The organism is Streptomyces sp. NPDC053673 (assembly GCF_055585225.1).
This window is the reverse complement of record NZ_JBVJKN010000003.1, coordinates 145469-159679: the sequence shown is the minus strand read 5'-3', so window position 1 is coordinate 159679 and position 14211 is coordinate 145469. Positions and strand designations below refer to the sequence as shown.

At 71.0% G+C, this 14211-nt stretch carries 15 protein-coding genes; 7 read left to right on the top strand and 8 right to left on the bottom strand.

What is annotated here, in order from left to right; translation table 11 throughout:
- Positions 1 to 72: 72 nt before the first annotated feature.
- Genes ACZ6ZQ_RS06605 through ACZ6ZQ_RS06590 form a run of 4 tightly spaced genes read left to right on the top strand, consistent with a single transcriptional unit; the run spans position 73 to position 3921 of the window.
- A complete protein-coding gene (locus tag ACZ6ZQ_RS06605) occupies positions 73 to 381 on the top strand; it encodes a hypothetical protein (RefSeq protein WP_453668802.1) in 309 nt (102 codons plus the stop codon).
- Entirely contained in the window at positions 378 to 1523 is a 1146-nt protein-coding gene (locus ACZ6ZQ_RS06600; RefSeq protein ID WP_469767454.1) for a class II histone deacetylase, read from the top strand. The genes ACZ6ZQ_RS06605 and ACZ6ZQ_RS06600 overlap by 4 nt, the downstream gene beginning before the upstream one ends.
- On the top strand, positions 1520 to 2365 hold the full coding sequence (locus ACZ6ZQ_RS06595) for a thioesterase II family protein (protein WP_469767453.1): 846 nt from the start codon (positions 1520 to 1522) through the stop codon (positions 2363 to 2365). Before ACZ6ZQ_RS06600 ends, ACZ6ZQ_RS06595 begins: the two co-directional genes overlap by 4 nt.
- Positions 2362 to 3921, top strand: a complete 1560-nt coding sequence (locus ACZ6ZQ_RS06590; RefSeq protein WP_469767452.1) for an MFS transporter — start codon at positions 2362 to 2364, stop codon at positions 3919 to 3921. Before ACZ6ZQ_RS06595 ends, ACZ6ZQ_RS06590 begins: the two co-directional genes overlap by 4 nt.
- A 22-nt stretch (positions 3922 to 3943) precedes the next feature.
- On the opposite strand, the gene ACZ6ZQ_RS06585 is transcribed toward ACZ6ZQ_RS06590, so the two are convergent.
- Complete coding sequence (locus ACZ6ZQ_RS06585; RefSeq protein ID WP_469767451.1) at positions 3944 to 4378, bottom strand: VOC family protein; 435 nt, start codon at positions 4376 to 4378, stop codon at positions 3944 to 3946.
- Positions 4379 to 4538: 160 nt separating this feature from the next.
- Here ACZ6ZQ_RS06585 and ACZ6ZQ_RS06580 point away from each other — a divergent pair, with 160 nt between their 5' ends.
- The 3 genes from ACZ6ZQ_RS06580 to ACZ6ZQ_RS06570 all read left to right on the top strand — a co-directional run bounded on the left by ACZ6ZQ_RS06580 (position 4539) and on the right by ACZ6ZQ_RS06570 (position 6356).
- On the top strand, positions 4539 to 5231 hold the full coding sequence (locus ACZ6ZQ_RS06580; protein ID WP_469767450.1) for a 4'-phosphopantetheinyl transferase family protein: 693 nt from the start codon (positions 4539 to 4541) through the stop codon (positions 5229 to 5231).
- Positions 5232 to 5328: 97 nt separating this feature from the next.
- Positions 5329 to 5703 (top strand): VOC family protein, encoded by a 375-nt coding sequence (locus ACZ6ZQ_RS06575; protein ID WP_469767449.1) that lies wholly within the window; start codon positions 5329 to 5331, stop codon positions 5701 to 5703.
- A 47-nt stretch (positions 5704 to 5750) separates the two neighbouring features.
- On the top strand, positions 5751 to 6356 hold the full coding sequence (locus ACZ6ZQ_RS06570; protein WP_469767448.1) for a hypothetical protein: 606 nt from the start codon (positions 5751 to 5753) through the stop codon (positions 6354 to 6356).
- A 54-nt stretch (positions 6357 to 6410) separates the two neighbouring features.
- On the opposite strand, the gene ACZ6ZQ_RS06565 is transcribed toward ACZ6ZQ_RS06570, so the two are convergent.
- The 7 genes from ACZ6ZQ_RS06565 to ACZ6ZQ_RS06535 form a co-directional block, all read right to left on the bottom strand.
- Entirely contained in the window at positions 6411 to 7001 is a 591-nt protein-coding gene (locus ACZ6ZQ_RS06565; protein WP_469767447.1) for a TetR/AcrR family transcriptional regulator, read from the bottom strand.
- Between the two features lie 203 nt (positions 7002 to 7204).
- The gene (locus ACZ6ZQ_RS06560) at positions 7205 to 7819 is read right to left on the bottom strand and encodes an HAD family hydrolase (protein ID WP_469767446.1); all 615 of its coding nucleotides are present in this window, start codon (positions 7817 to 7819) and stop codon (positions 7205 to 7207) included.
- Positions 7820 to 7989: 170 nt separating this feature from the next.
- Positions 7990 to 9318: a sugar porter family MFS transporter gene (locus ACZ6ZQ_RS06555; protein WP_469767445.1), complete on the bottom strand. Its 1329-nt coding sequence runs from the start codon at positions 9316 to 9318 to the stop codon at positions 7990 to 7992.
- Positions 9315 to 10373, bottom strand: coding sequence for a Gfo/Idh/MocA family protein (locus ACZ6ZQ_RS06550; protein ID WP_469767444.1), 1059 nt, complete (start codon positions 10371 to 10373; stop codon positions 9315 to 9317). The genes ACZ6ZQ_RS06555 and ACZ6ZQ_RS06550 overlap by 4 nt, the downstream gene beginning before the upstream one ends.
- Entirely contained in the window at positions 10370 to 11902 is a 1533-nt protein-coding gene (locus tag ACZ6ZQ_RS06545; RefSeq protein WP_469767443.1) for a GMC family oxidoreductase, read from the bottom strand. Before ACZ6ZQ_RS06545 ends, ACZ6ZQ_RS06550 begins: the two co-directional genes overlap by 4 nt.
- Positions 11903 to 11954: 52 nt before the next feature.
- Positions 11955 to 12731 (bottom strand): SDR family NAD(P)-dependent oxidoreductase, encoded by a 777-nt coding sequence (locus tag ACZ6ZQ_RS06540; RefSeq protein ID WP_469767442.1) that lies wholly within the window; start codon positions 12729 to 12731, stop codon positions 11955 to 11957.
- Positions 12728 to 13936 (bottom strand): sedoheptulose 7-phosphate cyclase, encoded by a 1209-nt coding sequence (locus ACZ6ZQ_RS06535; protein WP_469767441.1) that lies wholly within the window; start codon positions 13934 to 13936, stop codon positions 12728 to 12730. The genes ACZ6ZQ_RS06540 and ACZ6ZQ_RS06535 overlap by 4 nt, the downstream gene beginning before the upstream one ends.
- Between the last annotated feature and the right edge of the window lie 275 nt (positions 13937 to 14211).

Sequence of the window (14211 nt, the reverse complement as noted above, 5' to 3'; positions counted from 1 at the left end):
GAGCCGCATCGACGGGACGGCACGGCATCACGGCACGTCGCACGACCACACGACGACCAAGGGGGAATGGACATGACGGACATCGACAAGGCTGCGTTCTTCTCGGCGGTACTGAAGACCATCGCCTCGACCCGTAACCACGGCACCGACCAGGACGAGCACACCAAGGGCGTGGTGGAGCCGGCCGTGCGCATCCGCGCCGTCGAGGAGGAGGTCGGAGAGGGGCAGCTCACCTCCGGCGAGACCGGTGAGGTGCTGGACCTGCTGGAGACCACGTTCCGCGCCAAGCGCACGCCGGACGAGGAGCGGGAGTACTACCTCCAGTACATCGAGAAGGTATCCGGCGTCAGCCGGGCCTCGTTGGGCGTGTCCGCCGGGTGAACACGTCCGATCTCGCGTGGTACAGCCACGAGATGTGCTTCTGGCACGACCCCGGGCCCGGCTCGGGGTACGTGCCGGTGGGGCCGGGCGTCGAACCGCTCCGCCAGTTCGCGGTCGACCCCGATCTGCGCCGGGCCGAGGGTCTGGTCAAGGCGTCGGGCGTGATGGACCGGTACACCTGCGTCACGCCGGCGCCCGCCTCCGACGAGGACCTGCTGCTGGTGCACGTGCCGGAGCACATCGAGCGCGTCGAGGCGCTGTCGGCGTCCGGCGGGGGCGATGCCGGCGTGTACGCGCAGGTGAACTACCACAGCGCACAGGCCGCGAGGCTCGCCGTGGGCGCCTCGGTGCAGGCCACCGAGCAGGTCCTGGACGGGCGGTTCCGGCGGGCGTACTGCCTGGTCCGCCCGCCCGGCCACCACGCGGAACCCGACCGGGCGATGGCTCTGTGCCTGTACAACAACGTCGCCGTCGCCGCGCGGGCCGCGCAACGCCGCGGGGTGCGCCGGGTGATGATCCTGGACTGGGACGTGCACCACGGCAACGGCATCCAACGGGTGTTCTACGACGACGCCGACGTGCTGTACGTGTCGATCCACCAGGACGGGCTGTTCCCGGCGGCGTCCGGCCTCGTCATGGAGTCGGGCACGGGCGCCGGCACGGGCAGCACGCTCAACGTCCCGCTGCCCCCGGGCACGGGGCACGACGGCTACCTGGCCGTCGTCAGCCGCGTCGTGGAACCTGCGGCACGTGCGTTCGGCCCCGATCTGATCCTGGTCGCGGCGGGTGTCGACGCGAGCGGTCACGACCCGATGGGCCGGATGATGTGCACCAGCCGGACGTTCCACGCCATGACGTCGGCGATGTGCCGCCTCGCCGACGAACTGACCGGGGGCCGGATCGTCTTCGTCCACGAGGGTGGCTACTCGGCGTGGTACCAGCCGATGCTCGTGCTCGGCACGGCGAGCGCGATCGCCGGCCTGCCCGCCCCGCAGGACCCGTTCCTGCACTCGCTGGACCACCTGCCGGGCCAGCGTCTGCAACGCCACCAGAGCCGGGTGATCGAGCACCTGGAGGCCCGTCACCCGCTGCTGGCCCGCCACTTGACCGGCACCCTGCCCGGGACGGGGAGCAGCCGATGAGTAACTGGTGGATGACCGTCGGCGCCGGAGCCCGCCCGGCGCCCCGGTTCCGCGTGGTGGCCTTCCCGCACGCCGGCGGCTGGCCCTCCGCGTTCCGTTCCTGGTGGCAGGTCCTGCCGGAGGACGTCGAACTCGTCGTCGCCCAGCTGCCGGGCCGGGGCGCCCGTATCAGCGAGCAGCCGCTGACCCGCGTCGAACCCCTCGTCGACGCGCTCAGCCGGGGCCTCGCGGACCTGCCCGAGCTGCCGTACGCGGTCATCGGGCACAGCTTCGGCAGCGTGCTGGCGTACGAACTCACCCGGGCGATGGAGCAGAAGGGCCTCGCGCCGGGGCTGCTGGCCGTCTCGGCGCGTCAGCCCCCGTGCTTCCCCGGCGAGCCGCCTTTCGGCCACCTCAGGAGCGACGCCGAGCTGCTGGAGCACCTGCTGGACATCGGCGGCATGACGCCGCAGCTGATGAGCCGGGCCGACCTCGTCCAGCCGTCGCTGCGCGCCATCCGCGCCGACCTGGAGGCGATGGAACGGTATGAGCGGCCGCTGTCGGGCACCGGCGTGCCCATCCTGGCGCTCGGGGCGGTCGACGACCCCGTCGTCGTCGCCGAACGGCTGCACCTGTGGTCCCTGGAGACGACCGGCGGCTTCAGCCGGCTGATGTTCACGGGCGGCCATTTCTACCTCTACGAGCCCGCGCACGCCGCGGCCGTCGCCCACCGTCTCGTGGCCGGCCGCCCCGGTGCACCGCACGCGGGCCCCCCGGGCGAGGGCCATGTCCCTCGTCCGTCCCGCCACCCGGCATCCGTTCCGGGCGGCGATTCGAAGTACCCCTTGAAGGAGACAAGTTGAGCACCATCACCGATGCCCCCCGCCAGGCCGGACCACGGGAGTGGCTGGGCCTGGCCGTGCTGGCGCTTCCCACGCTGCTGCTGTCGATCGACGTGAGCGTGCTGCACCTGGCGGTCCCGCACATCAGTGAGGGCCTGAACCCCTCGGCCTCCCAGATGCTGTGGATCATCGACATCTACGGCTTCCTGATCGCCGGCTTCCTGGTGACGATGGGCACACTGGGCGACCGCATCGGCCGCCGGAAGCTGCTGCTGACCGGTGCCGCAGCCTTCGGTGTCGCCTCGGTGGCCGCCGCCTACGCCGACGGCCCGGCCGCGCTGATCGCGGCGCGCGCGGCGCTCGGTATCGCCGGTGCCACCCTGATGCCGTCCACCCTGGCGTTGATCAGCAACATGTTCCGTGACGCCCGGCAGCGCGGGGTGGCCATCGCCGTCTGGGTCACCATGTTCTCCGTGGGCATCGCGCTCGGCCCGGTGGTCGGCGGCGCCATGCTGGAGTACTTCTGGTGGGGTTCGGTCTTCCTGCTCGGCGTGCCCATCATGGCGCTGCTGCTGGTGGCCGGTCCGGCGCTGCTGCCGGAGTACCGCGACGAGCAGGCCGGCCGGGTCGACCTGGTCAGCGTGGCCCTGTCCCTGGCGGCTGTCCTGCCGGTGATCTACGGCCTGAAGGAGATCGCCAAGGACGGGGTGTCCGCGCTGCCGCTGCTGGTCCTCGTCGCGGGCCTGCTCGTGAGTGTCGTGTTCGTCCGCCGGCAGCGCACGCTGGAGAGCCCGCTGCTGGACTTCCGCCCGTTCGGCAACCCCGCGTTCCGTACGTCCCTGGTGACGCTGCTGCTGAGCATGCTGGTCGCGGGCGGCACGTACTTGTTCGTGACGCAGTACCTGCAGCTCGTCGGCGGGTTGTCGCCGATGAAGGCCGGCCTGTACCTGCTGCCCGCGGCCTTCGCGCTGATCGTGACGTCCGTCGTGTCCCCGATCGCCGCGGGCAAGTTCCGGCCCGCGTACGTCGTCGCCGTCGGCCTGGCCGTGTCGGCGCTGGGCCACGCCATGCTGGCCCTCGCGGACAGCACGTCCGGGATCGCGCAGGTCGTGACCGGCTTCGCCTTCGTGTACGCCGGTGGCGGCCCGCTCATCGCGCTGGGCACGGACATCGTGGTCGGATCGGCGCCGCCCGAGCAGGCCGGATCCGCCGCGGCCATCTCGGAGACCAGCACCGAGCTGGGCATGGCGCTCGGAGTGGCGATCCTCGGCAGCGTCGGCACCGCTGTGTACCGCAGTCAGGTGGACGTTCCCGCCCAGGTCCCGGACGGTGCCGGTGACACTCTCGCCGCAGCGTTGGAGGCGGCGAAGAGCCTGTCCTCGGACGTGGCCTCGGCGTTCGTCGACTCGGGCCGGGCCGCGTTCACCGAAGGAATGAACGTCATCGGTGTCATCGGCGCGCTGCTGGCACTCGGGACGGCCGTGCTCGTGGCGGTCGTCATCAAGAGCCCTCCCACAGGCGCGGCCGGGGAGCCTGCCGAGACCCCTGTCGCGCCCGCGGAGCAGCCCGCCTCCTGACCCGGGAGCGGACTGTCTGCCCTCAGGTGCCGGGGCGCTCCGTGTAGGCGGCGGCGTACTCGGCGGTGGGGGCGATGGGCGTGATGACGTCGATGAGCACGCCGTCGGGGGCGGCGACGATGAAGTGCCGCTGCCCGAAGTCCTCGCTCCGCAGGGGGAGTTCAGGCTTCAGGCCGAGTCCGTCCACGAGCCGGGTGTACTCGGCGTCGACGTCGGTCACCTCGAAGTTGAGCAGGATGCCCTGGGCGGGGCGGCGGAACTCCTGCGGGATCGTCTCGTGGGCCGCGTCGACCAGGGCGAGTTCGTAGTGCGGGGGCTCGGGTCGACGGAGGCTGACGTACCAGTCGTTCTCGAAGGTCGTCTCGAATCCGAGCAGGGCCGTGTAGAACTCCACGGATTCCCGGAGCCGCGGAGTGCAGATCACCGGGTAGAAGCTGGTCATGGCGGAGGACGTCATCGGTTCACCGTTCTGAGGTGGGCGCAGGTCGTTCGAGCGCGGGCGGCGTTCGTCGTGTGAACGAGGAACGCCACCCGCCGTCACGTCCGCCGGGTGTGAAAGCGGGGGACTCATGACGGCGGAAGCGCACAGGGAACCGGATTGTCCGCAGGTGTGGGCCGTGCGGAATTCACCTCCGTGGGACGAGGCGCTGAGCCTTTCCCTGCTGGACCCGGGAGAAAGGCGGAAGGCTCTCTCCTTCCGGTGCGAACCCGACCGTTCCCGTTACATCGCGGCGCACACGGCACTCCGTCTGCTGCTGGCCGCGTATCTCGAATGCCACCCCATTGACGTCCTTTTCGGACGTGAGCCGTGCGCGCGGTGCCGCGGCCCGCACGGCCGGCCCGTTCTCCTCGATCGCGAGGCCGGCCTGCATTTCTCGCTCTCCCACTCCCCGGGCCTGTCCCTCGTCGCGATCGCCGGCGTGCCCACGGGGGTGGACGCCGAGCGTGTACCCGGCCGCAGGACCGTCGAGTTGTGCCTGGAACGCCTGCATCCGGAGGAGCGGCGCGAGGTGCTGGCGGTCCCCGAGGAGGAGCGGCCCCTGGGGTTCTGCCGGCTGTGGGCGCGCAAGGAGGCCTATCTGAAGGCCCTCGGGACCGGGCTCGGCCGCGGACTGGAGCGGGATTATCTGGGACACCGCGAGGGGCCCGGGGCGCCCCGGCGCCCGTCCGGCTGGATTGTTCGGAACCTGCCCTGCGGCCCTCAGAACACCACCCACGCCGCGGCCCTGGCCGTCCCGGCGGGCACCCGCGTGCCCAGCGCGCCACCCGATCTGAACTGGCGTGTTTTCCACGATGACTTGCGCGAGTAGGCGGTGGCCGCCAGGTAGCGACCCTTGTTGACATACCGATGGTACGTCACTAAGTTTCACTCGCATACCTTCGGTACGTGACTGGAGATGGCACTACATGCTGACCAGCCCCTGTCCGGTGATCTGCACCTCACGCCTCGAGGAGTCCCGCGAGTTCTACACCAAGCTGTTCGGTTTCAAGGTCGCTCATGAAACGGAGTGGTACGTCGGCCTCGGCCGGCCCGGGCTGCCGCCCCGTGAACTCGCCCTTCTCGACCACACCCACCCGGCTCTCCCGGAATCACGGCGACGGCCGGTGCGCACGGTCAGCTTCACCCTTGAAGTGGAGGGCGGGGAACGGGAGCTGGAACGCATAGCCGCCTGCGGTGAATCGGCCGGAAGGCGATTACTCGGCACCGGAGGACCGAAAGGGAACGACCTGATCGTCACGGATCCGAATGGAGTACGGATCCACGTCATCGCACCGAAATGACCCATCGGTGCTCGCACGAGATCGGCAGTCAAGGGGGTAGGGCAGTCATGTCCGGAAGAATCGATCCTGAGGTGGCGGTCGCGGTCATGCGGGCCGCGGGACTCGAACCACTGGAGCCTTATCCCGGGGCGAACGTGGCCTGGAACAGCCGTTGCACCAAGAACGCGCACCACGTCGCACCCACCCTCACCTCGGTGCGCATCGGCGCGAGCGCCGGATGCCGTTACTGCGGACGCATCGCCGCCGGGGAGCGGCGACGGGCTGTCGGCCGGGAGCAGGCCGAGGCGGACATGCGCGCCGCGGGCTTCGAACCGCTGGAGCCGTACCCGGGGGCCAGGGTCAGATGGTCCTGCCTGCACGTCGTCTGCGGCCGTATCGTCCACCCGCGGCTCTTCGGGATCCGCGCCGGAAAGGGCGGCTGCCGCGCCTGCGCGGGGCGGGCGCCGGTGGACTACGAGGCCGCCGAGGCGGAGATGCGCGCGATCGGTATGGAACCGCTGGAACCTTTCCCCGGCCGTGTGCGCGACAAGTGGATGTGCCGCTGCATGACGTGCGGTCACATCGGCGCCCCCGCTCTCAACAACATCCGTCGCGGCCAGGGTGGCTGCTACGCCTGCGCACGCCGCACCGGCCGACCCCTCCGCGCGAGCTGACGAGATCGCTCGTACGGACGAGGCGCCCCGCACTCGGCGGGGCGCCTTTCCGTGTCACTTGACCCGCAGGGCTTCCAGCATCGCCACCAGCGCGTCCTGGGTGTCGTCCAGATCGCGGGGGTTCGTCGACGAGGCCAGCCACAGCGCGGCCTCGTTCATCGCGCCCGACAGCAGATGGGTGAGCGGCTCGACCGGTTGCGCGGCGATCGTCCCCGCACCGATCAGATCCCCGAGCACCTGCGCCAGATGCCGCCCGGACGTCGTCTCGTTCATGGCCCGCCACTCGCTCCAGCCGAGGACCGCGGGACCGTCGACGAGCATGATGCGCTGGATCGCCGGATCGGTGGACACGGTGAGGAACGCCTGGCATCCGGAGACGAGCTGGTCCCAGGTGTCCTCCCGGACGTCCGCCGTCTCGGCGATGCGCTCGGCCACCTCCTGCTGCACCTGCTCCAGCACGGCCCGGAACAGCTCGGCCTTGCTGGAGAAGTGGTGATACAGCGCGCCCTTGGTGACACCCGCCGCACGTACGATCTCCGACAGCCCTACGGCTCCGTACCCCAGCGTGGAGAACAACCGTCTGCTCTCCCGCACCAGTGCCTGCCGAGTCTGCTCCCGCTGCTGTGCCCGAATCCCTTGAGTCATCCTCTACCCCCGTCCTTCACGTACTGAAGGTACGTGAGCTTCCCCCCAAGTGGCGATCCACCCCCCCCGGACCCGCCCCCGACCCGAACGACGACTTCCAGCCGATTCGGACCGGGGGAGGGGCGTGGGCGGTGAGAGGCCGAGCTTCTTCGGAGAGCACCTCACCTGCAGGTTCTTCGCCGAGCCGGGCCACGCGGGCGTGATCAGGCGCCGGACCGGGAACGGGTGCTGGTGTAGGGGCGAACATCGATGGCCGTCATACCCGCCGCGTGGGCCGCCTCGATGCCCTCGTCGCTGTCCTCGTAGACCGTACAGCGCGAGGGATGGGCCGCGAGGAGCTCGGCCGCGCGCAGGAAGATGTCGGGCGCGGGCTTGCCCCGGTCGACGTCGTCACGGGTCACCACGGTGTCGAAGTGCTCGCTGAACGGCTGGTGGCGCAGGGTCTCCTCGATGACGCGGCGCGCTCCGCCGGATGCCACCGCCATGGGGACCCGGCCGTGCATGGCCTCGACGACCTGCAGCACCTCCCGGTGCGGTCGCACGGTGTGGGCCTCCTCGAGGAACATCTCGTCGCGGTCGGCGACGAGTTGCTCCACGGGGCGGGACAGCGTGAGGGCGCGCTCGTCGACCAGGGTGCGGATCATCTCCGCCGACGAGAGGCCCGTTCGGGCGTCGAACCACTCCTGTTCCAGGGCCACGCCTTCCGGGGCCAGGACGGCTGCCATGGCCCGGTAGTTGGCGTACTGGCTGTCGACGAGGGTGCCGTCCCAGTCGAAGAGCAGGCAGTTGGCGTGGCGGGGGGCAAGGTCGGGGTGCATGTGAAAGGTGCCTTCTGGGTGTGGGGCCCGACACGGGTCCCGCCGGTGTACGTCGGGTCGGTTCGGGTCGGGCGAGCCGAACGGGGTGGGGTCGGAGGCGGGCCGTGGCGGGTTCTGTGATCAGGCTGAGCAGGATCCGAGCGGGGCGGGTCGAAGGAGGTGGAGGGCATTCAGTCGGCGTGGTGCACAGCGGCCGCCGGCCGCGCGGACGCGACCAGTGGCCTACCCCGTGTCTCGGGCATCCAGCGGGCCAGCGCCAGCGCCGACGCGCCCGTGACAGCCGCGTACAGGGCGAACGTCCCGGCCAGCGACAGCTGCTGGACCAGGGGGAGGAACGTGGTGGCGACCACGAAGTCCGCCGCCCAGTGGGCCGCGGTGGCCACGCTCATCAGCGCTCCCCGCGCCTCGGAGGGATAGATCTCCGAGATGTACACCCAGAACACCGCGGCGGGGCCGACCGCCCCGGCCGTGATGAAGACGCACAGCAGGAGAGCGGTAACGGCGCCCTCGTGGCCGAGGAGCCCGGCGGAAGTGACCCCCAGGGCGGTGAGCGCCATGACGACGAGTCCGCCGATCATCAGCGGTCGCCGTCCCCAGCGGTCCAGGGACAGAACGGTGATCACCGTGGCCGCGACGTTGCACAATCCCACCAGGATCGAGCCGACGATGCCACCCGCCGACGTGAGGCCGCTTGAGGCCAGGATCGTCGGCGCGTAGTAGATGGCCGTGTTCAGGCCGGTCAGGTGGACCAGGACGGCGATGGCGAGGCCCAGCGCCACCCACCGGCGGCCCGCCCGGGCGCAGGCCAGGCGCAGACCGGTGCCGCGCACCGGGCCCTCCGCCGTGGGACCGCTCACCGTCCCGATGCCGAGCCGGGCGGCCGCCACCGCTGCCCGCGAGCCGTGGCCCCGGCTGTGCAGCCAGTCCGGTGACTCGGGGACGAGGAACATCCCGCCCAGCAGGAGGAGGGCAGGGGCGATGCCCACGCCCAGCATCCAGCGCCAGGCTCCGGCCGGTTCCAGGGCGTAGGCGACGACGTAGGACAGCAGCAGACCGACCGTGATCATGAGCTGGTTGAGCGTGACCAGTGCGCCCCGGCGGGCCGGCGGCGCGATCTCCGAGATGTACAGCGGTACCGCGAAGGACGTGGCGCCCAGGGACAGGCCGACCAGGAAGCGCCCGGCGAGGAGCGACCCGGTGCCGGTGGCGGCCGCGGACGCGAGGGTGCCCACCGCGTACACCGCGGCCGCCGAACCGATCACGGGGAGCCGGCCGAAGCGGTCCGCGAGCCGGCCGCTGCTGGGCGCCGTCAGAGCGGCTCCCAGCAGGGCGGCGGACACCGCGGCGCCCTGGGCCCAGGACGACAGACCGTACTCGGCGGTGACGAGCGGCAGGGCACCGGCGATGACGCCCGTGCCGTAGCCGAAGAGCAGCCCCCCGACGGAGGCGACGCAGACCGTCAGGGTGCGGGTGGCCGACGGTGATCTCGTCGGGTTCACCGGTACTCCGACGCGTCGTGCGAGGTGTCCACGGTGGCACCGCCGGCGGCGGCGGATGCCACGAGCGCGCTGCCCACCCGGGCGGTGCGCCGGGACTCGGTGAGCGACATCGGTGCGGGCGCTCCCTCGCGCACGGCTCGTGCGAAGGCTTCGACCTGGCGCTGGTAGTGGTTGGCCGCCGGGACGGTCTCCTCGCGGACACCGTCCTCGGTGAGGACGGTGACGACCCCGTCCTCACCGTCCATGGCCCAGGCGTTGCGCACCACGAGGGTGCCGCGGGTCCCCTGGAGTTCGTAGGCGGCGCGCGGGCCGTAGTCGATGCTGTAGTCGACGACCGCGGAGCGCCCCTGCCCGAAGTCCATCGTCGCGACCGCGCTGGAGTCCACGGCGAGGCCTGGGCGGCTGCTGAAGCGGGCGCTCACTCGCTGGGGAGCATGCCCGAAGAACTGCAGCGGGACGTCGACGGCGTAGCAGCCGACGTCCCAGGTGGCTCCGCCGCCCAGGGCGGGGTCCAGCCGGATGTTGCCGCTGCCGCTCTCGATGCGGAACGCGAAGGAAGCTCGTACGAGCCGTAGTTCGCCGATCTCGTCGGAGGCGAGGATCTCGGCGGCGCGCAGCTGCTGGGGGTGGAAGCGGTACATGAACGCCTCCATGACGGTGCGCGACGCCGCCTCGGCCGCCTTCTCGATGCGTGCGCAGCCGTCCTCGTCCATCGCCATGGGTTTCTCGACCAGGACGTGCTTGCCGGCCGCCAGGGCCCGCAGCGTCCAGTCGACGTGTTCGGCGTTGGGCAGCGGTATGTAGACGGCGTCGATGGCGGGGTCCGCTAGAAGCGTCGCGTAGTCCGGGTGGGCGGTTGCGCCGAAGGCGCGGCCGAGCTCCGCCGCGGCGGCCGCCCGTTCGGGGCGGCTGGCGACGGCTGTCAGCGCGCAGCCGGGTGTCGCGGCGATGGCCGGCATCAGGTGGGTGGCGATGTAGGAGGTGGCGCCCAGGACACCCCAGCGCAGGGTGCTGTTCCGCTCGTGGTGTGCCGTCATGCGCGGTCCCGCCGTCATGCGTTGTCCTCCTGGATGAACCGGGCCGCGCGTTCGGCGACGGCGGCCACGGCTGCGTGGATGTTGCCGGTGATCATGTTCGGGATGACGGAGGCGTCGGCCACTCGCAGGCCGCTCGTGCCCCGCACCCGCAGCCTTGGGTCGACGACCGAGCCGGCGTCCCCGTCGAGGCCGATCCGACAGGTGCCGACCGGGTGGAACTGGGTTTGGGCGTTGGCCCGCACGAACGCCTCCAGTTCGCTGCGGGTGGCCGTCGCGCTGAGCGGTGCACGACCGGTGGTCAGGCTCGCGAGCGGGTCGGTGGCGGCGATGTCACGGGCGATGCGCACCCCCTCCACCAGGACGTCGAGGTCGGTGGGGTGAGTGAGGTAGGCGGGGTCGATCAGGGGATGCTCGTCGGGGTCGGCGGAGGCCAGGGTGAGCCGGCCGCGGCTGCAGGGCCGGGTGACGCCCGGACCGATGGTGAAGCCGTGGCCGAGGCGGGCCGCGTTGTTGAGGTCCTTCATCGGAGCGAAGGACAGCTGCACCTCGGGCGCGTCCGGCGCGCTGTCGAGGCACACGAAGCCCCCGGCCTCGCCGAGGTTGGAGGAGTCGGCGACGGGGTGGCCCTCGGCGGTGTCGTAGGCGAGCGAAACCTGCACGTGGTCATGGAGGTTGGAGCCGACGCCGGGCAGGTCGACGGCCACGGGAATGCCCAGCGCCGCCAGGTCGGCAGCCGGGCCGATGCCGCTGAGCAGCAGCAGTTGCGGGGCGGCGACGGCTCCCGCGCACACCACGACCTCGGTGGTGCAGCGGATTGAGCTCACCGTGCCGCCGTGCCGGAGCCGTACGCCCGTCACGCGGCCGGCCTTCAGCAGGAGGCCGTGCACAGCTGCATCCGTCACGAGGGTGAGGTTGGGGCGTTCGAGAGCGGGTCCCAGGTGGGTGCGGGCGGTGTTGCCGCGGTGGGCCGGTGCGCCGGGGGCGGCGGCGGTGCGGGTGGTGCGGTAGAGGCCTACGCCCTCCTGCCTGCCGGCGTTGAAATCCGGGTTGCCGGGCAGCCCGTACTTCTGCGCGGCTTCGACGAACGCGGCGGCGAACGGATGGGGTTCCGTGTTCTCCGCCACGGGGAGGCTGCCGTACGGCGCCGCGTGGGCGGGGCCTTCCAGGCGTTCCAGGTACGGCACGAGGTGGTGCGCGTTCCAGGAGTCGCCGCCCCAGCGCTGCCACGCGTCGAAGTCGGAGTCACTGCCCCGGATGTGCACCATGGCGTTGATGGCGCCGGATCCGCCCACGACCCGGCCGCGGGGCCAGGCGAGACGTCTGCCGTCCAGGGCGGCCTGCGGCACGGTGCGGTAACCCCAGTCCAGCTCGCCGCCGAGCAGCGACGGCCAGGAGGCGGGCCGGGCGATGCGCGCGTCGGTGTCCGGTGGTCCGGCTTCCAGGAGCAGGACCCGCCGGCGGGGGTCCTCGCTCAGCCGGGCGGCGACGACGCTGCCGGCCGCGCCCGCGCCGACCACGACGTAGTCGTAGGTGGTGATGCTTTCCATGGGTGTGTCCTTCGCTCCACTGAGCAGGGGTAAAGGGCGGGGCGTGCGGACGTCAGGTCGCGAGGAATCCGCCGTCGACGCCGATGACTTGCCCGTTGACGTACGAGGAGGCGGAGGAGAACAGCCACAGCGCCACGTCGGACACCTGGCGTGGGGTGCCGATCTCCCCGGACGGGATCAGGCCGCGCCAGGTCGTCGCCCCGCCGACGGCCGCCTCGGAGGCGGCCAGCATGTCGGACTCGATGGGGCCCGGGGCGACGGCGTTGACACGGACGCCCTCGTGGGCGTGCTCGATCGCCGCCACGCGGGTCAGAGCCACCGCGGCGTGCTTGGAGGCGACGTAGGCGCCGATGCCGGGGAAGACGGTGCGGAGGCCGTGCACCGATGTGTTGTTGACGATGCTGCCGCTGCCCTGGGCGGACATGAGCCGCAGTTCCTCCCGCATGCACAGCCACAGCCCCCGGGCGTTGACGGCGAAGGCGTCGTCGAAGTCCTCGGGCGCCAGGTCGGCGAGGCGTCCGTCGCCGGGCACACCCGCGTTGTTGAAGGCGTAGTCGACCCCGCCGTACAGCTCCACGGCCCGTGCGAACAGGTCGTGGACCTGTTGGGCGCTGGTGACGTCGCAACGGACGAAGTGCGCCTCGCCTCCCCGCGTCCGGATCTCGCGCTCGACCTCGGCGCCGCGCTCCTCGCTCCGTGCTGCGACGACGACGCGCAATCCGGCCTCGGCGAACGCGACGGCGGACGCCCTGCCGATGCCCGCGCTGCCGCCGGTGACGACCACGACCGCCTTTTCCCGCAGGTCACGGCCGTCGCTGCGGTCGCTCATCGGTCGGCCCCGACGCACTGCTCCGGCCGGCCGGCGTCCGTGCCCAGCAGGCGACCCATGCCCTCGCAGGCCTGCTCGATCTCGTTGTCGGTCACGTCGTTGAGGAAGCACACCTCGCCGATCGCGGTGAGGATCGGCAGGTTCTGCATGCCGTCGCGGTGCAGCACGGTGTCCGCGAGGCCCTCCAGGACGAGTTCCACGTCGCAGAAGAGCGGGTGCGAGGGATCGAGCCCCATGCGCCGCGCCACGGCGACGATGCGCTCGAACTGGTCGCCGTCGATCAGGCCCCGGCCGGCGGCGATGAGCGCGGAGAAGACGCAGTCCATGGCCACGGCTTCGCCGTGCAGCAACTCGGGGAGGGCCCGCATCTCCACCAGGGGCGAGAACGAGTGTCCGTAGTCGACGGACCGCTTGAGGTCCTTCTCCCACAGATTGGGCTGGAGTTCCTCGGCCATTCCCGCGATGGCCCGGCCGATGACCTCGTCGGCCACGGTTCCCGCCAGGGCCTCGCCGCCGGGCTCCGGGTCCTGGAAGCGCGTCTCGATGAGCTCCGCGCCGTACTCCTCCAGGAGCTCGAACAGGCGCAGGTCCTTGATGAGGGCCATCTTGAAGATCTCGCCCATGCCGTTGCGCAGCTGCCGGTCGGGGACAGTGGCGAGGAAGGAGCGGTCGATCAGTGTCCTCGGAGGAGGGGTGTAGGCACCGAGACGGTTGCGGTACCCGCCGTAGTTGATGCCCGACTTGGCGGCCACACTGACGTCGACCTGGCCGAGGAGGGTGGTGGGCACCCGGACGAACGGGATGCCGCGCCGGTAGAGGCTCGCGGCGAGCCCCACGACATCGGCCACGACGCCGCCGCCGATGACGATCGGCGGGGAGCTGAGGCGGTTGGTGCCGACCTCATTGAGCTTGTTGACCACTTCCAGGACGCGCTCGATGGACTTGTTCTCCTCCGAGCCGGGAAGCGTCAAATAGTCGACTCTTACTTCATTCTCCGAGAAGTAGGAACGAATTTCAGTGCCGTACAACTCGTCGACGGAATGGTCGAGGACGACGAGTCGCGTGCCCGCACCGCGGCCTCCACCGGGAATGGTGAGGAGGTCGGGGTTCTCCGGATTCAGCAGACCATGGGATTCGACTATCTCGTACTCGACGGGTAATTCCGTCTGGATCTTCCAACTCTGCTGACGCATGGCGCCGTTCATGGTGGTTCTCCCTCTCGCTGACACAGCGTTCGGTTTGTTGCGCCACGAAACATACAGCGAGGTCGGGGCGGAGCGAATCGAGAATTTTGCGTAGTATGTCTTGTTTGCGCCATGCTCTGACGAGCGAAATGGTTCGGTTCTGTTGCTCTCGGTCCCGCTCTGACCGGCCGTGACGGCGGCCTGTGCGGTGACCTGAAAGGCACCCCTCCTCGGCTCGCCGGGCCGGGAATTCGCTTGGGGCGACGCATCCGCCCACGGCGCCGCAGGCCGAAACA